The organism is Methylobacterium sp. WCS2018Hpa-22 (assembly GCF_031843785.1).
GTDB lineage: Bacteria > Pseudomonadota > Alphaproteobacteria > Rhizobiales > Beijerinckiaceae > Methylobacterium.
Window position 1 is genome coordinate 223,082 of record NZ_JAVTJA010000003.1, and the last position, 22,979, is coordinate 246,060.

Genomic DNA, 22,979 nt, shown 5'->3' on the forward strand with positions numbered 1-22,979 from the left:
ACGCCGACGAGCGGCCGAAAACGTCGTTCGTTCCTAATGCAGGCCCGCTGCAAAAGAAATCAAAAAGCCACAAAAAACCACATCAGGGCGCGACGATCAGGTAGAGGCCGCGTCGGGTCAGGGCGTCCCGGAGAAGGGGCGGGGGCTCGACATCGACGATGAGACCGGTCGCCGCCGGGATCGGCGCGAGGCGGATCGGGGTCAGGCGACCGAACTTGGTGCTGTCGGCCACCACATAGCCCTGCTCCGCCGCCGCCAGCATGTGGGTGCGCAACTCGGTGGGGAGCGGCGCGAAGTCGGTGATCTCGCCGCTTGGTGAAATGCCGCCGGCACCCACGAAGGCGAGGTCGGCGCGAAAGCGCGCCAGGGCGGTGAGCGCCTCGGTGCCGAAAGCCGCCTCGTCTGCGCCCTCGATCTCGCCCCCGAGGAAATGGACCCGCACGCCGGCGACACGGCAGAGCAGGAGCCCCACCGGCAGGCTGTTTGTGCAGATCGTCAGCCCCTTGGGTATGGGGCGGGAAAAGAGCGGGTCGCGGCCGGCCAGCGCGTTCGCCACCGCCAGGGTGGTGGCGCCGGAATCGAGCACCACCACCATGCCGTCCTCGACGAGCCCCGCTGCGACCCGTCCGATCGCAGCCTTGCCCGCCGGATTGTCGCGCTCGCGGATGGCCAGGACGGGCTCGTCCGCGCGCCGGGTCGCGCCTCCGTGCACGATGGCGAGCCGGCCCTGCTCGGCCAGGGCCTTCAGGTCGCGCCGGATCGTCTCGCGGGAGACGCCGAAACGGTCCGCCATCGCCTCGACGCTGACGCTGCCGTCCTGGCCGAGCCGTGCCAGAATCGCGTCGTGGCGGGAGGCGGCCAGCGCCCGGCTCTCCGGTGCGGAGGGCTTCCGGCTCATCGCGTCGCCTCCGCCGCATCGACCGCCAGTTCGAACACGACACGGATCAGGCGCAGGTTCCGGCGTCGCGCCAGACAGGCGATCGCGTGGCGATTGACGAGGTCCGGCCCGTCGATCGGGATCGCGGCGATCCGGGCGTCCTCCCCGCATTCCAGGGACGAGACGATGCCGATGCCGATGCCAGCAGCGGCGGCCTCGATCACCGCCTCACGGCTGTCGAGTTCCATCAGCACGGCGGGCGTGATGCCGATGCGCCGGCAGGCACGATCGAAGGTTCGCCGGGTCACGGAGGTGGGCTCGCGCAGCACCATGGCGGCGCCGTCGAGTTCGGCCAGATCCAGCGCCGCGCGACCCGCCAGGGGATGGTCGCGCGGGACCACGGCGCAGATGCGCGAGACCGCGATCTCCGCGAGGTGGAGGTCCGGATGCGCCTCGGCCTCGGTGAGCACGGCGACGCTCGCCCGCTCCGACAGCAGGGCCTCGCGGGTATCGGCGGCGTTGCCGAGAATCAGCCCGACGACGATGCCGGGATGGCGGGCCCGCAGGCGGGCGAGCAGCGGCATCACGATATGGGGCGAATCCACCGCGATCTCGACCCGCCCCGAAACCAGCGTCCGGTTGGCCTCCAGGAGATCCTCCGCCTGCTCCACGAGGCCGAAGAGCGGGCCGGTGAGTTCGGACAGCGCCCGGCCCTGCGGAGTCAGTTCCGCCGCCCGCGCCGTGCGCCGGAACAGAACGAGGTCGTAGCGCTCCTCCAGCGCCTTGATGTGCCCGGTCACAGCTGGCTGGCTGATGCAGAGGCGCTGGGCCGCGCGTGTGAAGCTGCCCTCCCGCGCGACGGCGTCGAAGGCGCGCAGCTGGAACAGGTTCATGGCGACCTATCGGCGAGACTGATGACGGGCATCACAAGAAACGATTTGATCTGATGGCTTGCCCGAACGCAAGATTTACCTGTCCCGAAGCGCTCCCGGCGCTCACGGCAGATCGGGCAGGATCACCATGACAGCCGCTCCCATTCTTCTGACTCCCGGCCCGCTGACGACGTCGGAGCGCACCCGCGCGGCGATGATGACCGATTGGGGCTCCTGGGACGGCAGCTTCAACGCCCTGACGGCCAGCGTCTGCGAGCGCCTCGTCGCCATCGCCAACGGCACCGGCAGCCATGTCTGCGTGCCAATCCAGGGCAGCGGCACCTTCGCGGTCGAGGCGGCGATCGGCACCCTGGTGCCGCGCACCGGCAAGGTCCTGGTCCTCGTCAACGGCGCCTACGGCAAGCGCCTCGCCAAGATCTGCGAAGCTCTGGGCCGCGATCATAGCGTCTACGAGACCGCCGACGACGTGCCCACGACGCCCGAGGCCGTCGACGGTCTGCTCGCGGCCGATCCCACGATCAGCCATGTCGGGCTGATCCATTGCGAGACCAGCACCGGCATCCTCAACCCCCTGCCGGAGATCGCCGCAATGGTCGCCCGCCACGGGCGCGGCCTCATCGTCGATGCGATGAGCTCCTTCGGGGCGCTCCCCATCGACGCGGCCACGGTTCCGTTCGAGGCGTTGATCGCCGCCTCGGGCAAGTGCCTCGAAGGCGTGCCCGGCATGGGCTTCGTGATCGCGCGGGCGGATGCCCTGGCGCGAGCCGAGGGCAACTCGGCCTCATTGGCTCTGAACCTCAGCGACCAGCACGATTACATGCAGCGCACCGGGCAGTGGCGCTTCACCCCGCCGACCCACGTGGTCGCGGCGCTCCACGAGGCGCTGCTGCAATACGACGAGGAGGGCGGCCTGCCGGCCCGCCACGCCAAGTACGCGCGCAATTGCGAGGTGCTGATCCGCGGCATGGAGCGCCTCGGCCTCAAATCCTTCCTGGCGCCCGAGATCCAGGCGCCGATCATCGTGACCTTCCACGCCCCGCGCGACCCGAAGTACCGCTTCGCCGATTTCTACGCCGCCGTCCGCGCACGGGGCTTCATCCTCTATCCGGGCAAGCTCACGCAGCTGGAGACGTTTCGCGTGGGCTGCATCGGCCACGTCGAATCCGCCGACATGGAGCGCGCGGTCGAGGCCGTCGCGGCGGTGTTCACCGAACTGAGCATCACGACCGTCTGACCGCCCGTTCCTCGGCCTCCCGCGCGTTCCGCGGGTCACCCGGAAAGTCCCACCATGTCCTACACCCCCCCGAAGAAACTCCAGGCCGCGATCCTCGACTGGGCCGGGACCGTCGTCGATTTCGGCTCCTTCGCGCCGACCCAGATCTTCGTCGAGGCCTTCGCGGAATTCGGCGTCGCCGTCAGCCTGCCCGAGGCGCGCGGCCCGATGGGCATGGGCAAGTGGGACCATATCCGCACGCTCCTGAACCAGCCCGAGATCGCCGCGCGCTACGCGGCCGCCCACGGACATCCGTCCACCGACACCGACGTCACCGCGATCTACGAGCGCTTCATGCCGTTGCAGATCGAGAAGATCGCCGAACACTCGGCCGTGATCCCCGGCGCCCTCGACGCCATCGCCGACCTCAGGGCAGGGGGGCTCAAGATCGGCTCCTGCTCAGGTTACCCGGCGCGCGTCATGGAGCGCGTGGTCGCGCTCGCCGCCACCAACGGCTACGTCGCCGACCATGTGGTGGCCACGGACGAAGTTCCGAACGGGCGCCCCTTTCCGGCCCAGGCGCTGGCGAACGTCATCGCGCTCGGCATCGACGACGTCGCCGCCTGCGTGAAGGTGGACGACACGGTGCCGGGCATCCTCGAAGGCCGCAAAGCCGGCATGTGGACGGTGGCGCTCACCTGCTCGGGCAACGCGCTGGGGCTGACCTACGACGCGTTCCGCGCGCTGTCCGCCGATCGCCTCGCCTCCGAGCGGAGGCGGATCGCCACCCTGTTCGCGGAATCCAAGCCCCACTTCCTCATCGACACGATCGCCGACCTGCCGGGCGTCGTCGCCGATATCAACGGATTGCTGGCGGCCGGACGCATGCCACAGGCCTGCTAGAGCGGCACCCGACCACGTTGGGCCGGGTGCAGCTCTAGACCTCTATTTTGCCGCGCTCCTTTTCGCCGAACCGGCATCCGCTTCGGCGGAGAACACTCTAAGGGACACCGCGTCACGGCTGGAGACCGTTTCACGGGAGCAATCGAAAGGTTTCAACATCGACCCGCGGCCAAGCGCCGGGGGTCGATTTCGGCCGTCCGCAATCAACGTAAGTAATTCTGCGCCATGATCTTGAAATAGGCAGCATATGCAAAAAGCCTGGACTTGATTGCACGGGGTTTTGTCTTCTTCCTGTCATGCATCAGGATTTAAACGTCGGAACGACAAGACTCCGGAGCATTATCGATGAAAATCCTCGGCCTCCTCGCTCTGACCCTCGCCCTGACGTCGCCGACCCTGGCCATGGCCGCCGAGCGCACAAAGCTCACGATCTACACGGCCCTCGAGAACGATCAGCTCGTTCCCTTCAAAGCCGGGATCGAGCGGGCGGTGCCGGAGGTCGAGGTGGTCTGGGTGCGCGATTCGACGGGCGTCATCACCGCACGGTTCCTGGCCGAGAAGGATAATCCCCGCGCCGACATGGTGATGGGGCTGGCCGCCTCCAGCCTGCTGCTGTTCGAGAAGCAGGGCCTGCTCGCCACCTACGAGCCGAAGGGCGCCGATGCGCTGAAGCCCGCCTTCCGCGATTCCATCGGCCCCTACAGCTGGACCGGAACCGACGCCTCCATCGGCGTGGTCTGTTTCAATACGGCGGAAGCCGAGAAGGACGGGGTGAAGACCCCCGTGCGCTGGGCCGATCTCCTGGTGCCCGCACTCAAGGGCAAGGTGGTGATGCCGCATCCCGCCTCCTCGGGCACCGGTTACCTGCTGGTCGCCGGCTGGCTCCAGGGCATGGGCGAGGAGGCCGGCTGGGCCTACATGGACAAACTCCACGAGAACATCGCCGCCTACCTGCATTCGGGCTCGGCCCCCTGCGTCCAGGCCGCGCGCGGCGAGCGCACCGCCGGCCTGTCGCTGGACATGCGCGGCGCCTCGGAGAAGACGAAGGGCGCACCTCTGGCCGTCGTCGTCCCCGCCGACGGCACGGGCTGGGACGAAGAGGCCTACGCCATCGTCGGCACCACCAAGCACCTGGATCTGGCCCGCAAGGTCGCCGACTGGGGCACCACCAAGGCCGCCAACGAACTCTACGCGAAGAGCTACGCGGTGGTGGCCTATCCGGGCGTCGCCAACGTGCCGGCGAACTACCCTGCCAATGCCGAGGCCGCGATGATCAAGAACGATCTCGGCTGGATGGCCGACAACCGTGAGCGGGTGCTCGCCGAATGGTCGCGCCGCTACGAGGCGAAGGCTGCCAAGAAGTAGCCGCGACGACGCAAAGCGAGCCTGAACGACCACACGAAAGAGCAGGGGGCACCGCCATGACGCTGCGCGATGCGACGCCGTTCCTCAGGGTTTCGGGATTGTCGAAGCGTTACGGGGCCTTCACCGCCCTCGACGGGATCGACCTGGAAATCGGCCGGGGCGAGTTCGTCTGCTTCCTCGGTCCCTCCGGCTGCGGCAAGACCACCCTGCTGCGCCTGATCGCCGGGCTCGACCGTCAGGATTCGGGACGTATCGTGATCGGCGGCGTCGACGTCTCGACGGCGCCCCCGGCGGCGCGCGACTTCGGCATCGTGTTCCAATCCTACGCGCTGTTTCCGAACCTGACGGTGGCGGCCAACGTCGCCTACGGCCTCGTCAACGGGCGAATGCCGAAGGCGCAGGTCACCGCGCGGGTCGCCGAACTCCTGGCCCTGGTCGGGCTGCCCGAGCAGGGGCCTAAATATCCGGTCCAGCTTTCGGGGGGCCAGCAGCAGCGGGTGGCCCTCGCCCGGGCGCTGGCGACCTCGCCCTCCCTGCTCCTCCTCGACGAACCGCTCTCGGCCCTCGACGCCAAGGTCCGTACCCGGCTGCGCGACGAGATCCGCCAGCTTCAGAAGCGCCTCGGGATCACCACCATCATGGTCACGCACGACCAGGAGGAGGCGCTCGCCATGGCCGACCGGGTCGTGGTGATGAATCGCGGTGCGATCGAGCAGGTCGGCACCCCGGCGGAGATCTACCGTAACCCGGCCACCGCCTTCGTGGCCGACTTCATCGGCGCCATGACGTTCCTCGACGCCCGGGTGGGATCGGCCCGGCAGATCCGGGTCGGTGCCGTCGATCTCGTCTGCGAGGACGGGCGCGGCTTCGTCCCCGGCAGTCCCGTGCGCCTCGGCTTCCGCCCGGAGGAGATCCGGGTCGGCAACGTGCGTCCCACCGATGTCAACGCCTTCCAGGTGCGGGTGCGCAGCCTCGAATTCCTCGGAGCCTTCACCCGCGCCCGCCTGGAACCGAGCCTCGACCTGGGCGGCTCCCTGGTCGCCGACGTCTCGGCCAATCTCCACGGCGACCTCGCCCTGACGGAAGGCCAGTACCTCTACGTCTCCCTGCCGCCGGCGGCCCTGCGGGCCTTCCCCGTGGCCGCCCGCCCGTGAGCCGCGCCATGGCCGAGTCCGTCCTGGGGACATCTTCCCTCGTCGTCTCCCTGCCGGAGGCGGCCCTGTCCCTGCCGGAGGCGGCCCTGTCCCTGCCGAAGGCCTTGCCCGCCAAGCGCCGCACCGTGCCCGAAGCCGCCATCGGCACCGCCCTGATCGCGGTGCTGTGCCTGTTCCTTCTGCTCATCATCGCGCTGCCGCTGGGCACGCTGCTGATCAAGAGCCTGGAGGCGCCGGATGGCGGGATGGCGGGCCTGTCCAACTTCCGCACCTACTTCGCGACGCCGACCCTGGTCGATGCGCTGCTCAACAGCCTCACCGTGGCCGGCATCGTCGTGGCACTCGTGGTGCCCCTGGCCTTCGGCTACGCCTACGCGCTCACCCGCACGGCAATGCCGTTCAAGGCCCTATTCCTGGCCCTGGCCCTGCTGCCGCTGTTCGCGCCCTCGCTGCTCTCGGGGATCGCGCTCACCTACATCCTCGGCAACCAGGGCTTCCTACGCGGGCTCCTGTTCGGCCACAGCGTCTACGGGCCGATCGGCATCACCCTCGCCGAATGCCTCTACGCCTTCCCGCACGCCCTCATCATCCTCGTCACCGCCCTCGGCCTCTCGGACGGACGCCTCTACGAGGCCGCCTCCGCCATGGGCACGAGCCGCCTGCGCACCTTCGTGACCGTGACGCTGCCGGGTGCCCGCTACGGCCTCGTCAGCGCGGCCTTCGTGGTCTTCACCCTCGTGGTCACGGATTTCGGCATCCCGAAGGTGATCGGCGGCCAGTACCCGGTGCTCGCCACCGACGCCTACCGCCAGGTGGTCGGCCAGCAGAACTTCCCCATGGGCGCCGTGGTCGGCCTCCTGATGCTGGTGCCGGCGGTGCTGGCCTTCATCGTCGACCGGCTCATCCAGCGCCGGCAATTGTCCCTGCTCTCGGCCCGCTCCGTACCCTACGAACCGAAGCCCCATCCGGTCCGCGACCGCCTCGTCCTGGTCTACGCCATGCTCGTGGCCGGCGTGATCGTGGGCACCTACGGGGTCGCGGTCTGGGCCTCGTTCATCCGCTACTGGCCCTACAATCTCGGCCTGACCCTGGACCATTACGACTTCGCGGCGGCCGATTCCGATGGCTGGTCGCCCTACTGGAACTCGCTCGCCATGGCGCTCTCGGTCGCGGCCATCGGCACGATGACCGTGTTCTGCGGGGCCTACCTCATCGAGAAGCTGAAGCTGTTTCCCGCCGGTCGGGCCTTCGCGCAGTTGCTGGCGATGCTGCCGCTCGCGGTGCCGGGCCTCGTGCTCGGCCTCGGCTACGTGTTCTTCTTCAACGCGCCCTGGAACCCGCTGAACGTCCTCTACGGGACCCTGGCGCTCCTCGTGATCAACACGCTGGCGCATTACTACACGGTCGCCCACGTCACGGCGACGACGGCCCTCAAGCAGATCGACCCGGAATTCGAAGCGGTGTCGGCCTCCCTGAAGGTACCGTTCTGGCAGACCTTCCGCCGGGTCAGCCTGCCGATCTGCCTGCCGACCGTGCTGGAACTGTTCGCCTACCTGTTCGTCAACGCCATGACGACGGTCTCGGCGGTGATCTTCCTTTACGGGCCGAGCACCAAGCTCGCGTCCATCGCCATCGTCCACATGGACGAGGCCGGCACCACGGCCGCCGCCGCCGCGATGGCGAGCGTGATCATGGCGACCGCCCTCGGTGCCCGCCTCGCTCTGGCGCTGGTCAACCGCTTCGTGATCGCCCGCGCCCAGGGCTGGCGCCGCCGTGAGGCGACCGCATGAGCCGGGACGCACGGATCGCCGAATCCGAGGGCGACACCAACCGCACCGACCGGCGCGCCGCGTGGCAGGCGCGGAGCCTCAACAGGGCGACGCGCGGGCTGCTGGCGCGGGATTCGGACGCCTTCCTGCACCAGTCGGTCTCGACGCCCTGCCTCAACACGATCGTGCGGGCAGAGGGCATCTGGATCGAGGACGCGGCCGGGCGCCGCTACATGGATTTCCACGGTAACAACGTCCACCATATCGGCTATGGCCATCCGCGCCTCAAGCGCGCCATCGCCGAGCAGATGGACGCGCTGCCCTTCGCGCCCAGGCGCTACGCCTGCGAGCCTGCCGTGGCTCTCGCCGAGAAGCTCGCGGCGATCACACCGGGCAACCTCGCGAAGGTGCTGTTCACCACCGGCGGCTCGGAGGCGGTCGAGGTGGCGGTGAAGGTCGCCCGCGCGGCCACCGGCCGGCACAAGACTCTGTCGTTCTGGGATGCCTTCCACGGCGCCGGCACCGGCTCGGCGGCGATGTCGGGCGAGATGCTGTTCCGCTCCGGCCCCGCTGGGCCCCTGGTGGCCGGTGCCCTGCACGTCGCCCCCTTCGGCGGCTATCGCTGCCCCTACGGCACCGACAGCGCCGAGGCGAGCGGCCGGGCCTGCGCCCGGATGATCGATTACGTCCTCACCCGCGACCCCGACGTGGCGGCCCTCGTCGCCGAGCCGACGCGGGCAGTGCCCTACATCCCGCCGCCGGGCTTCTGGGCGGAGGTCCGGCGCATCTGCGACCGGCACGGCGTATTGCTGATCTTCGACGAGATCCCCACCGGCCTGGGCAAGACCGGGCGGATGTTCTCCTGCGAGCATGACGGCGTCGCCCCCGACATCCTGGTGATCGGCAAGGGGCTCGGCGGCGGCATCCTGCCCATCGCGGCGGTGATCGCCGACCCGAGCCTCGATGTCGGCGGCGCCTGGGCGTTCGGCCACTATACCCACGAGAAGAACCCGGTGACGACGCGGGCCGCCCTGGAGACGATCCGGATCATCGAGGACGAGGATCTCGTCGCCAACGCCGCGCGGGTCGGGGCGCTGGCCGTTGCCCGCCTCGGCGCCATGATGGACCGTTGCCCGTCCATCGGCGACGTGCGCGGCCGGGGCTGCCTCATCGGCATCGAACTCGTGCGCGACCGCGCCAGCCGCGAGCCCGATGCCGACCTCGCCGAGGCGGTGCTCTACCGGGCGCTCGATGCCGGCCTGTCGTTCAAGACCACCATGGGCAACGTCCTGACCCTGACGCCGCCGCTGACCGTCACGCCGGAGCAGATGATGGACGCCCTCGACATCGTCGAGACAGCCATCGAGGAAGCGACACGAGAGCGCCGGAGATAACCGGCCCCCTGCTGCTCCGCGACGGTTCTTGCGGTTCGCAGTCAAGTCCCGGGAGCACAACCATGCATTCGGCGCCCCTCAGGCAACAGTCGCGTTCACCGGATTGGGAACTCAGGTCTATCCGGCCTTACACAGCTCGATGAAACCGGGCTTTCCGGCCGACGACCGCGATGGAGGGGGCCATCAGCGCCCCGGTCCGACGTTGTCGGCGGCGAAGGCGTCCCGGCCGCCGAGGGGTTTCGGCCGCCCCTCCGTGCTGTCGCGGGCGGTCTGGCGTTCCATCTCCGAGTTGATCTCGGCGCCGAGCAGGACGACCACGATCGACAGCCACATCCACGACATCAAGCCGATGCCGGCGCCGAGCGACCCGTAGATGCGGTTGTAGCTGTCGAAGCTGGCGACGTACCAGGAGAACACCCCGGAGGTGCAGACCCAGAGAAACGCCGCCAGCGCACTGCCCCAGGTCACCCAGCGCCATTTCGCCCGGCGCCGGCTCGGGCCGTAGCGATAGATCAGCGACAGGCTCAGACTCACCACGACCAGGATGACCGGCCACCGCGCCACGGACAGGAGCGTGTCGGCCAATCCCCCGAACCCGACCCGCTCCAGGATCGCGGGAAGGAGGACGACGACGCTGATCGTCAGGAGGAGAAACGCGGCCCCGCCGAGGGTGAACAGGAAGGTCGTGGCATAGAACCGGACCAGGGTCCGGTCCTCCCGCTCCCGGTAGATGACGTTGAGGGCATCGAAGAGGGCGCTGACGCCGGAATTCGCGCTCCACAGGGCGATGAGCAGGCTGATCGTCGAGGTGAGACCGAGCGACCCCGTGCTGCGTTCGGCGATCCGCACCAGCTGCTCGGCCAAAAGATCGAGGGCCGCGGTGGGGAGGATGTAGGTCAGGAGGCCGACATGCTGGCTGATCACGGCGGGATCGGAAAACACCCCGTAGATCGAGACCACGGCGACGAGACCGGGAAACACGGCGAGCAGGGCGAAGAAGGCGACGCCGCCGGCGGTGGTCAGCACGCGATCCTGCGGCAGGGCCCACAGGACACGCCAGAGGATGTCCTTCCATCCGGCCCCAGGAATGTCGGAGGGACGGCTGGCATCGCGGCCCCGGTCCGGCTCCCGCGCCCGCTGCCGGGCCGTCTCGAGGGCAGCGGCATCCTGCGACCGCGTGCCGACCGAGCGCCAGTCGTCTCCCTCGTCAACGTCCTGGACCATGGCTGCGTCTCTGTGGGGGCCGGGTCGCGTCATCGGGCCGCAAGCCTCGGAACCGGCGAAACCGGGAACCCGACGATGGGCGCCATCTCACCTTATGGCATCCGCCAAGACGGCGCATCGGCGTCAGAAAAGCACGGCGCATCGGCGTTGGAAAAGCCCGGCGCATGACGCGACGGCAATCCGAGCAGGGCCTGGGTCCCGCCTCAATCCTGCGATAGCCCGTACCGACCTTGACAGCCCGTTAACCGGCCGGTCGTCCAGGTTGCATGGGACGGCAGTTTTCGGGGGCACGAGTGTTCGGACGAATTGAACGGGATGGGCGTGCGGCGCTCGTCCTGACGGCACTACTCGCCCTGCCGGCCTGCGCCGGCCGCCCGTCCGGCGTGCTCCTGCCCATCGCCGATGCGGGGGCGGTGCCCGGGACCTCGCGTGTCGACATGCTCGTCGCGACGACCCGCAAATCCGCGGCGGACAAGGGCGTTCTGTTCTCCGGCGAGCGGGGCGAGGCCGTGACCTATACCGACCTCGCGGTCTCTATCCCGCCGGACGCCACGCGACAGCCCGGCTCGGTTCAATGGCCGAAATCCGTTCCGGGCAATCCGGCCACCGACTTCGTGGCGCTACGCGCCGACCCGGTCGAGCGGTCGAAGGTCGCCACCTGGACAGGTCGGTCGGTCCGGCGCGGGGCCAAGCGCCACGCTCTCGTCTTCGTGCACGGCTTCAACAACAAGTTCGAGGACGCGGTCTTTCGGTTCGCGCAGATCGTGCATGATTCCGGCGCCGAGGTCGCACCCGTCCTGTTCACGTGGCCGTCGCGCGGCAGTGTGCTCGCCTATGGGTACGACCGGGAGAGTACCAACTTCTCCCGCAACGCCCTGGAGACGCTGTTGCGCGACCTCGCGCGGGACCCGAATGTCGGTGAGATCACCGTCCTGGCCCACTCGATGGGCAACTGGCTCGCCCTGGAAAGCCTCCGTCAGATGGCCATCCGCGACAAGCGCGTGGCCCCCAAGATCCGAAACGTGATCCTGGCGGCACCCGACGTCGATATGGACCTCGCCCGCGCTGCGTTCCACGACATGGGCAAGGACCGCCCACGCCTGACGCTGATGGTGTCCGGGGACGACCAGGCTCTCGCCGTCTCCCGCTTGGTCTGGGGTGACAGCGTACGATTGGGGGCCATCGACCCTACTGCCGAGCCCTATCGTTCCGAGTTGGAACGGGAGAACGTCGCAGTCCTGAACCTGTCGACAGTGAAGTCGGACGATGCGCTCAACCACGGCAAGTTCGCATCCGGCGAAGTCGTCGCCTTGCTGGGTAGACGGCTTGCCGACGGCCAGCCGATCTCGGACGGGCAGATCGGCATCGGCGACCGGCTGGTGAGTACGGCCGCGGGTGCCGCATCGACGGTGGCGACGGGGGCGGCGTTGGCGGTTGCGGCCCCGGTCGCGCTCGTCGACCCGCAGACCCGTGAAACATATGGCGAGCACCTGTCGAACATGGGCTCGGGCCTCCGCGACACCGTGGGCTCCACAGTCGACCTCGCCGGTGCCCCGGTTCGCGCGCTGGGTGGAAGCGGGCGTTAGCGGGTCGCTCGGACGGAGGCGGAGACGTCCGGTCTCACGGCGGGGCAGGGGCAGGGCGGGCGTCGGAGAATGCCGGCGTCCCGGCGCTACGACCCGATGAGATTCCGTTAGCTTCGTCAAGGCGCTGCTTCGTCGTCAGGATCGGCTTGGCTGCGTCCATGGCTTCGGGATGCCGTACCGATCTCCTCCACCGCTCTCGCGACCCGTTCCGGCCCCTCGTCGGCACGCCTGCTCCGCTGCAATGTCGGCATCGCGGGGGTTGACGAGCCGCTATCTCACAGCCAGTTATATAGTACACTACATGATAGCAAGCTTCACAAATGGCAGACGATCGACAAAGCACCGCCGCGGAATTCTCCTTCGCGCTCAACGCGGCCGCCAACCGCATGGTGCGGCTGCACAAGCCGTTCCTGGAGCCGCTGGGCCTGACGTTCTCGCAGTACCTCGTCGCCCTCGAATTGATGAACGGCTCACCGCAATCCGTAGGCGAGTTGTGTGCCCGGCTCGACATGGAGACCGGCACACTGACGCCGTTGCTCAAGCGGCTGGAAGCCGCTGGCGTGGTCACGCGGACGCGTGACGCGTCCGACGAACGCCGGGTTCTGATCGATCTCACCCCGCATGGCCGGGCCATGGAAGACGCGCTTCGCGGCATTCCCGACAAGATCCGGACGGCGTGCCAGCTGACCCCGGACGGCCTCGAATCGCTACGGCGCACGCTGGACGCTCTCGCGCGCCCGACCATCGCCCCCTGAAGGGGCCATCCATCCAACTGCACAGGAACCAGGCATGAACATCGGCGTCATCGGCACCGGCAATATCGGCGGCACGCTCGCCCGCAAGCTCAGCGCGGCAGGGCACGAGGTCCGCGTCGCGAATTCCAAGGGCCCCGACGGCGTCCGCGCCTTCGCCCAGGAGATCGGCGCGACTCCGGTCGATATCCGTGCCGCCGTCGAGGGCGCGGACCTCGTGATCCTGTCGATCCCGTTCCCCGCCGTAGCGACGCTGCCGAAGGATCTGTTCGACGGCTTGCCCGCGGCCACTCCGATCGTCGACACGGGCAATTACTATCCCGGCCTGCGCGATCCGCAGATCGCCGAACTCGATGCCGGGAAGACGGAGAGCGTCTGGGTGTCGGAACAGGTCGGCCGCCCCATCATCAAGGCGTTCAACAACATCCTCGCCCATTCCCTCGCCGAACTCGGTCGTCCGGCCGGAGCGCCCGACCGGATCGCCGTCGCCGTGGCCGGCGATGACGATGCCGCGAAGCGGACCGTCATGGGCATCGTGGACCAGATCGGCTTCGACCCGGTGGATGCCGGAATGCTGGCGGAATCCTGGCGTCAGCAGCCCGCCACCCCGAGCTATTGCTGCGACTACGACGCGGAGACGATGCACGAGGCCCTGCTCGCCGCGGTGAAGGGAGAGGCTCCGAAGACCTTGAACCGGGTCTACGGACTCATGGGAAAGCTCGGTCCCAACCCCAGCCATGCCGAGATCATCGCCATGAACCGCTCGGTGCATTCCGACAACTGAGAACGGCCAAAGCGAACCCTGGGAATACGCGACTTAAAAACCTGCTCCTGCACCGAGGTGACCCTGGCAGACCTGCCCGAAGCACTGGCGGCCGCCGATCTGGCACGCTCGCGCAGGCGGCGGGACCTCATGTTCGCAGTCTACCAGGAGCGGTTCGAATTCGGGACCAATCCGGGTCGGGACTTCATCGTGTGGCTCTCGCAGATCCTCAACGCGGCTCAGAGCCAGCATTCCTGTCCGCCTCTCGTGCAGGGCGCTATCGACCCTACTTGGCCGCCGAGTGAACGAGGCATTCCCAGTCTGAACTCGCCACCCCGTTCGGCTCGGGCGGCCTTGCGAAACCGAGCCGTCCTCGGTAGCCCATCCTCGATTCCGACGGCAATCCCGTCGCACCGCCGATGCCGACCACCGCACCAAGTCTCACCGATCCCAACCGATGGGCCGGCCTCGGTGAGACCCGGCGGATGGCTGCCGCCCGGTCGGCGCCCGGACAGGCCTCGATGAATCAGGCCCAACAGGCTTGGCATGACGCCTCGGGATGGGCGCTCCCTATCTGCCCCAGATGGCTGACGCCGAAGCCCCCGTATTTCGACGCCGCTCCCGAGGCGGCGGTCGAAGCCGACATGCGCGGCCCAGACGAGACCCGCCTCAAGGCTTGGGGCGAGTCACCTTGCTCCCGGACCGGAGCGGCTGCGTCTCAGCTTGGATCAAAGGCATCTGACCCAGCGGCGGTGCGGTCGTTGCGGCACGCGTCGGGCATCGAGGCAGCAACGGCGCGTCGAAGGAAGGTGGCGAGTTGGCCGGCGGTCCGAATTCGGACGCCGCCCATCGGCTCGGGCGCGATCCGTCCTTTCTGCGGAGAACGCGCGTTCCAGCGGATCGGCTGGCCACTCCGACACCAAAACATCTGACCGCCTGAGGCCAGGATGCGCCCGCTTCCATCGCGTCCACGATGCGCCCGCGCGGATCGATCGACACATCCGGAGGATGGGGATCCTCCCTCGTAGGCCCATCCGCTGAAACGCACGCGATCCGAACCGACCTCCCCCAATCGATTCACCCCGCCAAAGCACGGTTCTGAATGTTCGGAATTCAGAATGCTGATGACAAACCAAGCAGAGCCATGCTCGAAATTTGCTCTTGAGGAAACAATATTGATGTGAGAGAAATCAATTCAAGGCTCGAAGGTCACCTGGGTAGTTTCATTTCGGCTCCGGCACGGACCGGAACAGAGGACGCCCACGCGATCCAGTCTATCACGGCTTGGATAGTCCGTCGCCAACGACTATCCAAGTAATCATTCAGTCACCCGACCTCCATTTCGAACTCGTGTCGAAGGCTGCCCACTCATGTCAGACGATGAACATCGCCCTCAGCATTCCATGAGCAGGCGCCACCTATTCAGGAATGGAGCGAGCCTCACAGCGGCATCCGTCCTGTTCGGCGCGGGGATGTTTTCGGGACGGGCTGTTGCGGGAAATGTTGCGGCGGCCAATACCACGGGCCTCGCCGTGACGGACAGCGAGGTGACGGTCGGGATCCTTCACTCGATCAGCGGCACGGTGGCGATTTCAGAAACGGGTGCCACACAGGCGGAGAAACTCGCCATCCACCAGATCAACGCGGCGGGCGGTGTCCTCGGCCGCAAGATCAAGTTCATCCAGGAAGACGGCGCCTCGGACTGGCCGACTTTCGCCGAGAAGGCCAAGAAACTTCTGGTCAGCGATCATTGTGCAGCCGTGTTCGGCTGCTACACATCCGCCTCGCGCAAGGCCGTGCTCCCTGTCTTCGAGCAGTACAATGGCCTTCTTTATTACCCGACTTATTATGAAGGCCTGGAACAATCAAAAAATATTATTTATACGGGACAGGAGGCTACCCAGCAAATATTAGCGAGCCTCGATTGGATCTCCAAAGAGAGGGGAGCCAAGTCGTTTTATCTCCTCGGATCGGATTACATCTGGCCCCGGACTTCGAACAAGATCGCCAGGAAGCACATCGAAAACGCACTGAAGGGTAAAGTAGTGGGCGAGGAGTACTTCCCGCTCGGCCACACCCAGTTCAATTCCGTTATCAATAAAATAAGGCTGACCAAGCCGGACGTGATCCTGAGCGACGTTGTTGGCGGCTCGAACGTGGCGTTCTACAAGCAGCTGAAATCCGCCGGTATCGACCTGAACAAGCAGATGCTGCTGACGCTTTCGGTCAGCGAAGACGAAGCGGATGGTATTGGCGGAGACAATATCGCCGGTGCCTACTCGTCGATGAAATATTTTCAGTCCATCGATACTCCCACCAATAAGAAATTTATCGCCGATTTCAAAGCGATGTGGGGCGACAAGACCGTCATTGGCGACGTGACCCAAGCTGCCTACCTCGCGCCGTTTCTCTGGAAGGCGGCCGTCGAAAAATGTGGCTCCTTCGACGTCGACAAGGTCGTGGAAGCATCGCCTGGGATCGAATTGGCCAATGCCCCCGAAGGCTACGTCAAGATCCACCCCAACCACCATCTCTGGTGCAAAACACGCGTGGGCAAGGCGCTTCCCAACGGACAATTCGAGGTCGTCTATGTCAGCCCGGAATTGATCGCCCCCGATCCTTTCCCGAAAGGCTATCAATAGCCCACGTCGAGGTGATGACGCGGCCTCATGCTCGCGACAGTAAAGGTCAACGTCGTTGCCGGCCTTGAAGCCGGCCACAGCGTTCCGTGCCGAGGCATGGCGATGGCTCATCGTTTGCCTGAGTAAAACCTCACCCCGCGGAAGCGCTGACCAGTTCGACATAGAGGATCACGTCAAAATACAATTGTCATCAATCGTATTTCTTGCCGATCGCTCTGGAGCAAAAGGATTGACATGACCGCGGAGCATAAGCCGGGCTATTGCGCGCTCTGCACATCGTCTTGCGGCGTGATTTATACGGTCGAGAACGACCGTATCACCGGCGTGAGAAACGATCCGGACCATCCGACCGGCCAATCCATGTGCCTTAAAGGCAAGTCCGCCGCTGAACTTCTAGACAGTACCGAGCGGCTTACGTCCCCCCTGAAGCGGACGCGCCCGAAGGGCGATCCCGATCCGGGATGGAAGCCAATCAGTTGGGAGGAGGCACTGGACGCAGTCGCAGGCAGGCTGCGGACGATCAAGAAGGAAACCGGGGCCCACACCGTCGCGTTCGGAATCACCACGCCATCGGGTACGCCCATGGCGGATAGCGCGCCCTTCGTGGAGCGCTTCGTATTCCAATTTGGAAGCCCGAATATTTCTTATGCTTCAGAATTGTGCAACTGGCACAAAGAAAACGGCCATGCCTTTACTTTCGGGCGCGGTATGCCGACGCCGGACTACATCCATTCCGACCTCATCATATTATGGGGTCATAATCCTACGAATACCGTCTTGTCCCAGGCCCATGCCATTGGGGAGGCCCGAAAGGCGGGAGCCAAGCTGATTGTCGTCGATCCCCGTGAGACCGCTCTGGCGCGGGAAGCCGATGTATGGCTGAGGGTCCGTCCGAGTTCGGACGCCGCCCTCGCCCTCGGCATCGCAGGCGCACTCATCGACCGCGACCAGTATGATCACACCTTCGTTTCGCGATGGTCGAACGGAGCTCTGCTCGTCCGGGACGATAACGGCCTGTTCCTGCGGGGCGGCGACCTCGGTCTCACTCCCGCGGACGCTTACGTCTACTGGGATCACGAAGCCGGCAAGCCGGTTCCATTGGCCGTGGCACGGCCGGGCGAGGGGAGGCCGGTGCCGAGCGAGGCGGCGCTACGCGGACGTTTCCTCGTCGAAACCGACAGACCGTCACCCATCCCCTGCCGGACGGCCTTCGACCTCTACGCCGAAGCCTGTGCACGGTTCTCCATCGACGAAACGTCCCGGACCACCTGGATCGAGCCGGCTCTCATCCGTGCCGCCGCCGATCTCATCGCGGACAGCGCGCGCACCACCCTGCATAGCTGGACCGGCGTGGAGCAACACGCCAACGCCACGCAGAGCATGCGGGCGATGAGCTGCCTCTATGCCCTGACCGGCAGTTATGACAGCCTCGGCGGCAACCGCATCTTCGGCGCGCTTCCCTTCAGCCCCGTCAACGATCCGGCCCAGCTGCCCCCCGAGCAATTGGAGAAAGCGCTCGGCCGTGCGGAGCGCCCGATCGGGCCACCTGCCAGCGGTTGGATCAGCACTCGCAATCTCTACCGCTCCATCCTGGACGGTGCCCCCTACAAGGTTCGCGCCTATGTCTCCTTCGGCGCCAATCCACTTTTATCCCAGGCGGACACGACGATGGCGGAGGCGGCATTTCGCGCCCTCGAATTTCATGTCCATTGCGACCTGTTCATGACTCCCACCGCGGGATACGCCGACATCGTTCTGCCGGTGAATACCCTCTGGGAGAGGGAGGCTCTGCGGATTGGCTTCGAGATCTCGCCCGCAGCGGCAGAATGGGTGCAGCTCCGCTCGCGCATGGTCTCGCCCCGTGGTGATTGCCGTTCCGACGCAGAGATCGTCTTTGCCCTGGCCGAGCGCCTGGGCATGGCCGAAACCTTCTACAACGGTTCACTCGATCGCGGCTGGAACGCCATGCTCGAGCCATTGGGACTGACCACGCAGATTCTGCGGGACAATCCCGCGGGAATGCGGATTCCACTTGCCCATCCGACGACCAAGTACACGAAGGAGGGCTTCGCGACGTCATCCGGCCTGGTCGAGCTGTATTCGGAGCTGATGCATGTTCACGGTGCCGGCGCCCTGCCTGATTTCGACGATCACGACATCAGCCAGCCGTCACAGCGCTATCCGTACGTTCTCACCAACGCGAAGAGTGGCTATTACTGCCACAGCCAGCACCGCAACATCGCGAGCCTGAGACGGAAGGCACGGCAACCAACACTCGACATCGCAACGTCCCTGGCCGTGGAGAAGGGGATCCAGGACGGCGACTGGGTCGTCGTCACGACGCGGACCGGGAATGCACGGTTCCGCGCACGGATCGACGGCAAGCTCGATCCACGGGTCATGGTCGGTGATTATGGGTGGTGGCAGGGCTGCACGCCACTCGGCCAAGCGACGATGCCCGTCAGGGGCCCTCGCACCAGCAACTTCAACGCTCTCGTCGATGCGCGCAATGCCGACCCCGTGAGCGGTTCGGTACCGATGCGGTCCGTCGTCTGCGACCTCCATCGGGAGAGCCGAGCCGGCCGTCAGCCGGAGCGGTGGAAAGGGTTCCGCGCCTTCGGCATCCAGCGCATCGTCGAGGAAGCAGCAGATGTGAAGCGTATCCACCTCGCTCCCATCGGCGGAGGCAAAGTGCCCGGTTTCGAAGCCGGTCAATACATCTCCCTGCAACTCAACATGGGGGACGGCCTTGTCACGCGCTCATACTCGCTCGTCGACGGGGCCGGCACGGAGGAGGCATCCGAGTATGTGATCTGTGTCCGCAACGCGAGGCGACCGGACAGTGAAGCTTCCGGCCAGGCCAGTGTCTCGGCTCATCTCGTGGATCGCGCACGCGCAGGGGATACGCTCGGCGTGCAGATGCCCCAGGGCAGCTTCCTTATTCCGGTTCATTCAGAACGCCCCGTGATCCTGTATGCGGGCGGGATCGGCATAACGCCGTTCATGGCAGCCCTCGATGCGGCTGCGGCGCAATCCTCGGCCTCTGAGTTTTATCTCCTGTACAACAACAGGAACAGCGCAACACACGTCTTTCGCCAACGCCTGGGGGCTCTGAAGACCCGGCTTCCGGGATTGAAGATCATCGATTACTATAGTAAGCCCTTCGAAGACGACCACGTCGGGAGCAATTTCGATCGAGTCGGATATATCTCCCCGGAGGCCCTCCCGGCAGGATTGCTCGCGCGGCGCCCGCTGCATTACCTCTGCGGTGGTGATGCATTGATGCGTGACATGACACGAAGTCTCGTATCCGACGGGGCTTTTCCATTCGATATCATGCAGGAGCGCTTCGTAAGTCCGATGCCTTACACGGCCATCGGGAAGCAATCCTATGTCGTCACCTTTGCCCGGTCGGGACAGAGTCTCACCTGGCATGCCCATCAAGGGCCACTCCTCGCCTTTGCCGAGCAATCCGGCATCACCGTTTCGAGCGGGTGCCGAGTCGGGCAATGCGAGAACTGCACCGTCAGAATCGTCAGCGGACAGGTCAGGCACCTGCATGACGGCGAGCCGCCCGACGATCACGTCTGCATCTCCTGTCAGGCCGTCCCCACTTCCGATCTGACCCTGGATGCCTGACCGCCACGCCGCGAAATCCTCGGATCGCGGCTTCGATGGTTGGGAAAGCAACCCTTCCAAAAAGGATAGCTCGAAGCCGAGCCATATCGACACTCTGCCGAGGAGACCACGATGAGCATTGCCGCCACGACACAAGTACTTGTCAACATCGACCCTTCGGGAAGCAAGAGCGGCCAGGAAATCCGGGGGCCAGCGACTCTCGGCTCCATCGTAGACGGTGAGTGCCTACAGGTCCTGGATGTATTCATGACCAACGAGAAAGGTAATTTTCTCGCAGGCGTCTGGACCTGCACTGCGGGGACCATGAAACTGACGGATTATCCATTCAACGAAATGGCGGTTGTCATTGAGGGAAGTATCGTCGTGACTGACGAGGACAGCGGCGTTGTCCAGGAATTTGGTCCAGGCGATGGCTTGGCGATCCGAAAAGGTTTCCGGGGTACGTGGCATATGCCATCGGCAGTATTGAAACGCTTCGCGGCTGAAATTCCCGATTGATGGGAAGCGGCTGCCTGTCATAAAGCGGCTCAGAACCGTTCCCGCGGATATCGAGGCCGCACGCGCCCGGCGCGTCGAGAGGCGAGGGGGCGCGCGCAGCCGGATGACGGATACACCGCGCCCGCCGGCTCAGGCGCCGATCTCATAAAAGAAGTTCGATGCGGTCGGCCGACAACACCACCGCATCCGGGCGATGGCCGGTAAGGTCGGTCGCGTAGTGCAGTGCATCGTGCCGTGTGCGGAACAGACCGCCGCCGAGGCCGTGGACTTCCATGGCGACCCAGTTCCCCTGCGGGTCCTGGCCAACGATGAAGCGTCTGGAGGGAGGCTCGGCCGCTTTCGAGGCGAGGGCGGCGGCCGGAATGGGGACAGGCATGGAACGGCCGGGGTTCGCGCGATCCATCGGTGGGCCGCCCCCATAAGTTGGATCCGGGCGCATAAAGGTTCGAGCGGGAGACGGCGGCTTCCGCATGACTATCCCATCAGGATTCCCCGCAAATGCAAGGACCGACCGGAAGACGCACTCGCGCGCTCCTAGGGCACCGCCCCGTCCATCTTACGCGGACGGATCCCATGACACCCGATCCCCAACGTTCTCGGAGATCGGGCATCGGGAAGGGACGGTATCCCTCTCAGGCATACCGCAGGTTGCTGCGCGTCAGCTGGTCGATGGACGCGCAGCCCATCAACCTCATGTCGCGTTCGATTTCGGACCGCATCAGGTCCAGGGCGCGCTCGACGCCCGGCTGACCGGCTGCGGCGAGAGGGAACAGGTAGTACCGACCCAGGCCGACCGCCTTCGCGCCGAGTGACAGGGCCTTCAACACGTGGGTACCGCGCTGAACGCCCCCATCCATGATCACGTCGATCCGGTCGCCGACCGCGTCCACGATCTCCGCGAGCTGATCGAATGCCGAGCAGGAGCCGTCGAGCTGGCGTCCGCCGTGATTCGACAGCACGATACCGGTGCAGCCGATCTCGACCGCGCGCTTGGCATCGTCCACCGACATCACGCCTTTCAGGCAGAATTGGCCGCCCCATTCCCGAACCATGGCGGCCACGTCGTCCCATGACAGGCAGGGATCGAGCATCTCGGTGAAGTAGCGGCTGATCGAGAGCGCCCCCCCACCCATGTCCACATGGCCGTCGAGCTGAGGCAGCTTGAAGCTCTCGTGGGTCAGGTAGTTGATCGCCCAGGCCGGCTTCACCGCGAACTGCATCATCCCGGCAAGGGTCAGGCGAAACGGGATGGAGAAGCCCGTCCGCTTGTCGCGTTCGCGGTTGCCGCCCGTGATGCTGTCGACCGTCAGCATCATCACCTCGATACCCGCCTGCTTGGCCCGTTCCATCATCGCGCGGTTCAGGCCGCGGTCCTTGTGGAAGTAGAACTGATAGACCTGCGGACCGCTGCTGATCCGGCGCGCCTCTTCCAGGCTCACCGTCCCGAGGGAGGACACGCCGAACATCGTTCCATGCTTGCCGGCCGCAGCGGCGACGGCCCGCTCGCCCTCGTGGTGGAACAGCCGCTGCAAGGCGGTCGGCGAGCAATAGACCGGCATGGCGAGCTTCTGGCCCATCACCGTCACGGACATGTCGATCTCGCCCACGCCACGCAGGACGTTGGGGACGAGCTGGCAGGTCTCGAACGCGGCGGTGTTGCGCCGGTAGGTCACCTCGTCGTCCGCTGCCCCGTCGATGTAGTCGAAAATCGGTCCCGGCAGGCGCGCCTGTGCCATGCGGCGGAAATCGTGGAAGCTGTGACAGTCGCTCAGACGCATCGTGGGTCTCCGCGGGCGCGTCGCGCCATCGCCGAATGAAGGAAAGAAGCGGGGGCGCTCCTGCGCCCCCTGCCAAGATCTGCGCTCTCTTATCGCCGAACCGGCATCCACTTCGGCGGTGAGCGCTCTAGCAGGTTTCAATGCGCCGGGACCATGGCTGTGAAGGACGGCAGATAGGTTTGCGGCATCACCAGCACACCGACGAGGCAGGCAAACGCGATCGATTGGAAGATGTCGTAGCGCAATATCCTCGCCTCAGTGCCGTACCACTGCGTCGCAGTGGAGGCGACGACGATGGACTGCGCGTCGATCATCTTGCCCATCACTCCCCCGGAGGAGTTGGACGCGGCCATCAGGACCGGCGAAAGCCCGAGTTGCTCCGCCGTGATCTTCTGCAGGCCGCCGAACAACACGTTCGAGGCCGCAAGGGCAACACCGAACCAACCCAGCATGGCACCGGTGCCGGAGTACGCGGTGACAGATGCACCACATCGACACCGCTCACGCCAACGGCGTGCAGCGCGAGGAA

At 66.0% G+C, this 22,979-nt stretch carries 17 protein-coding genes and 1 pseudogene; 12 read left to right on the top strand and 6 right to left on the bottom strand.

All coding sequences use genetic code 11. From position 1 onward, the window contains the following. Positions 1 to 82: 82 nt before the first annotated feature. Positions 83 to 898, bottom strand: coding sequence for a DeoR/GlpR family DNA-binding transcription regulator (locus tag RQI43_RS05545; protein ID WP_311274499.1), 816 nt, complete (start codon positions 896 to 898; stop codon positions 83 to 85). Further along, entirely contained in the window at positions 895 to 1,770 is an 876-nt protein-coding gene (locus RQI43_RS05550) for a LysR substrate-binding domain-containing protein (protein WP_056434171.1), read from the bottom strand. Before RQI43_RS05550 ends, RQI43_RS05545 begins: the two co-directional genes overlap by 4 nt. 127 nt (positions 1,771 to 1,897) lie before the next feature. Here RQI43_RS05550 and RQI43_RS05555 point away from each other — a divergent pair, with 127 nt between their 5' ends. The 6 genes from RQI43_RS05555 (at position 1,898) to RQI43_RS05580 (ending at position 9,568) form a co-directional block, all read left to right on the top strand. Further along, positions 1,898 to 3,004 carry a 2-aminoethylphosphonate--pyruvate transaminase gene (locus RQI43_RS05555; protein WP_056434173.1) on the top strand — a complete coding sequence of 369 codons (1,107 nt, stop codon included), beginning with the start codon at positions 1,898 to 1,900 and terminating at the stop codon, positions 3,002 to 3,004. 54 nt (positions 3,005 to 3,058) lie between these two features. Then, entirely contained in the window at positions 3,059 to 3,886 is an 828-nt protein-coding gene (gene phnX, locus RQI43_RS05560) for a phosphonoacetaldehyde hydrolase (protein WP_311274500.1), read from the top strand. Positions 3,887 to 4,231: 345 nt separating this feature from the next. After that, on the top strand, positions 4,232 to 5,251 hold the full coding sequence (locus RQI43_RS05565; protein WP_056434178.1) for a putative 2-aminoethylphosphonate ABC transporter substrate-binding protein: 1,020 nt from the start codon (positions 4,232 to 4,234) through the stop codon (positions 5,249 to 5,251). A gap of 56 nt (positions 5,252 to 5,307) precedes the next feature. Continuing rightward, entirely contained in the window at positions 5,308 to 6,405 is a 1,098-nt protein-coding gene (locus RQI43_RS05570) for a putative 2-aminoethylphosphonate ABC transporter ATP-binding protein (protein ID WP_056434180.1), read from the top strand. Positions 6,406 to 6,413: 8 nt separating this feature from the next. Beyond that, positions 6,414 to 8,195, top strand: a complete 1,782-nt coding sequence (locus tag RQI43_RS05575) for a putative 2-aminoethylphosphonate ABC transporter permease subunit (protein ID WP_311274501.1) — start codon at positions 6,414 to 6,416, stop codon at positions 8,193 to 8,195. Further along, the gene (locus tag RQI43_RS05580; protein WP_311274502.1) at positions 8,192 to 9,568 is read left to right on the top strand and encodes an aspartate aminotransferase family protein; all 1,377 of its coding nucleotides are present in this window, start codon (positions 8,192 to 8,194) and stop codon (positions 9,566 to 9,568) included. Before RQI43_RS05575 ends, RQI43_RS05580 begins: the two co-directional genes overlap by 4 nt. Positions 9,569 to 9,751: 183 nt before the next feature. On the opposite strand, the gene RQI43_RS05585 is transcribed toward RQI43_RS05580, so the two are convergent. Next, positions 9,752 to 10,792 (bottom strand): YihY/virulence factor BrkB family protein, encoded by a 1,041-nt coding sequence (locus RQI43_RS05585; RefSeq protein WP_311274503.1) that lies wholly within the window; start codon positions 10,790 to 10,792, stop codon positions 9,752 to 9,754. A 293-nt stretch (positions 10,793 to 11,085) separates the two neighbouring features. Between RQI43_RS05585 and RQI43_RS05590 the strand changes: the two genes are divergently transcribed. The 6 genes from RQI43_RS05590 to RQI43_RS05615 all read left to right on the top strand — a co-directional run bounded on the left by RQI43_RS05590 (position 11,086) and on the right by RQI43_RS05615 (position 20,672). Further along, positions 11,086 to 12,378, top strand: coding sequence for an alpha/beta hydrolase (locus RQI43_RS05590; protein WP_311274504.1), 1,293 nt, complete (start codon positions 11,086 to 11,088; stop codon positions 12,376 to 12,378). Positions 12,379 to 12,698: 320 nt separating this feature from the next. Then, positions 12,699 to 13,133, top strand: coding sequence for a MarR family winged helix-turn-helix transcriptional regulator (locus tag RQI43_RS05595; protein WP_311274505.1), 435 nt, complete (start codon positions 12,699 to 12,701; stop codon positions 13,131 to 13,133). Between the two features lie 34 nt (positions 13,134 to 13,167). Next, positions 13,168 to 13,914, top strand: a complete 747-nt coding sequence (locus RQI43_RS05600; protein ID WP_405030557.1) for an NADPH-dependent F420 reductase — start codon at positions 13,168 to 13,170, stop codon at positions 13,912 to 13,914. Positions 13,915 to 15,263: 1,349 nt separating this feature from the next. Beyond that, positions 15,264 to 16,535, top strand: a complete 1,272-nt coding sequence (gene urtA, locus RQI43_RS05605) for an urea ABC transporter substrate-binding protein (protein WP_405030558.1) — start codon at positions 15,264 to 15,266, stop codon at positions 16,533 to 16,535. A 234-nt stretch (positions 16,536 to 16,769) separates the two neighbouring features. After that, the gene (locus RQI43_RS05610; protein ID WP_405030559.1) at positions 16,770 to 20,174 is read left to right on the top strand and encodes a molybdopterin-dependent oxidoreductase; all 3,405 of its coding nucleotides are present in this window, start codon (positions 16,770 to 16,772) and stop codon (positions 20,172 to 20,174) included. 111 nt (positions 20,175 to 20,285) lie between these two features. Continuing rightward, positions 20,286 to 20,672, top strand: coding sequence for a cupin domain-containing protein (locus RQI43_RS05615; RefSeq protein ID WP_311274506.1), 387 nt, complete (start codon positions 20,286 to 20,288; stop codon positions 20,670 to 20,672). Between the two features lie 142 nt (positions 20,673 to 20,814). Here the strand turns inward: RQI43_RS05615 and RQI43_RS05620 are convergent, their stop codons facing one another. The 3 genes and pseudogenes from RQI43_RS05620 to RQI43_RS05630 all read right to left on the bottom strand — a co-directional run. Then, positions 20,815 to 21,048, bottom strand: a complete 234-nt coding sequence (locus tag RQI43_RS05620) for a hypothetical protein (protein ID WP_311274507.1) — start codon at positions 21,046 to 21,048, stop codon at positions 20,815 to 20,817. A gap of 256 nt (positions 21,049 to 21,304) precedes the next feature. Next, entirely contained in the window at positions 21,305 to 22,450 is a 1,146-nt protein-coding gene (locus tag RQI43_RS05625) for an alpha-hydroxy acid oxidase (RefSeq protein ID WP_311274508.1), read from the bottom strand. 137 nt (positions 22,451 to 22,587) lie between these two features. After that, positions 22,588 to 22,920, bottom strand: a pseudogene (locus tag RQI43_RS05630) (L-lactate permease); the annotation flags it as partial. Between the last annotated feature and the right edge of the window lie 59 nt (positions 22,921 to 22,979).

What these genes read in the sequence shown, in the direction of transcription:
- RQI43_RS05615 (WP_311274506.1), top strand. Translation starts at nt 20,286, where the DNA reads ATGAGCATTGCCGCCACGACACAAGTACTTGTCAACATCGACCCTTCG.
- RQI43_RS05575 (WP_311274501.1), top strand. Translation starts at nt 6,414, where the DNA reads ATGGCCGAGTCCGTCCTGGGGACATCTTCCCTCGTCGTCTCCCTGCCG.
- RQI43_RS05600 (WP_405030557.1), top strand. Translation starts at nt 13,168, where the DNA reads ATGAACATCGGCGTCATCGGCACCGGCAATATCGGCGGCACGCTCGCC.
- RQI43_RS05570 (WP_056434180.1), top strand. Translation starts at nt 5,308, where the DNA reads ATGACGCTGCGCGATGCGACGCCGTTCCTCAGGGTTTCGGGATTGTCG.
- RQI43_RS05595 (WP_311274505.1), top strand. Translation starts at nt 12,699, where the DNA reads ATGGCAGACGATCGACAAAGCACCGCCGCGGAATTCTCCTTCGCGCTC.
- RQI43_RS05620 (WP_311274507.1), bottom strand. Translation starts at nt 21,048, where the DNA reads ATGCCTGTCCCCATTCCGGCCGCCGCCCTCGCCTCGAAAGCGGCCGAG.
- RQI43_RS05545 (WP_311274499.1), bottom strand. Translation starts at nt 898, where the DNA reads ATGAGCCGGAAGCCCTCCGCACCGGAGAGCCGGGCGCTGGCCGCCTCC.
- phnX (WP_311274500.1), top strand. Translation starts at nt 3,059, where the DNA reads ATGTCCTACACCCCCCCGAAGAAACTCCAGGCCGCGATCCTCGACTGG.
- RQI43_RS05585 (WP_311274503.1), bottom strand. Translation starts at nt 10,792, where the DNA reads ATGGTCCAGGACGTTGACGAGGGAGACGACTGGCGCTCGGTCGGCACG.
- RQI43_RS05555 (WP_056434173.1), top strand. Translation starts at nt 1,898, where the DNA reads ATGACAGCCGCTCCCATTCTTCTGACTCCCGGCCCGCTGACGACGTCG.
- RQI43_RS05610 (WP_405030559.1), top strand. Translation starts at nt 16,770, where the DNA reads ATGACCGCGGAGCATAAGCCGGGCTATTGCGCGCTCTGCACATCGTCT.
- RQI43_RS05550 (WP_056434171.1), bottom strand. Translation starts at nt 1,770, where the DNA reads ATGAACCTGTTCCAGCTGCGCGCCTTCGACGCCGTCGCGCGGGAGGGC.
- RQI43_RS05625 (WP_311274508.1), bottom strand. Translation starts at nt 22,450, where the DNA reads ATGCGTCTGAGCGACTGTCACAGCTTCCACGATTTCCGCCGCATGGCA.
- RQI43_RS05580 (WP_311274502.1), top strand. Translation starts at nt 8,192, where the DNA reads ATGAGCCGGGACGCACGGATCGCCGAATCCGAGGGCGACACCAACCGC.
- urtA (WP_405030558.1), top strand. Translation starts at nt 15,264, where the DNA reads ATGTCAGACGATGAACATCGCCCTCAGCATTCCATGAGCAGGCGCCAC.
- RQI43_RS05565 (WP_056434178.1), top strand. Translation starts at nt 4,232, where the DNA reads ATGAAAATCCTCGGCCTCCTCGCTCTGACCCTCGCCCTGACGTCGCCG.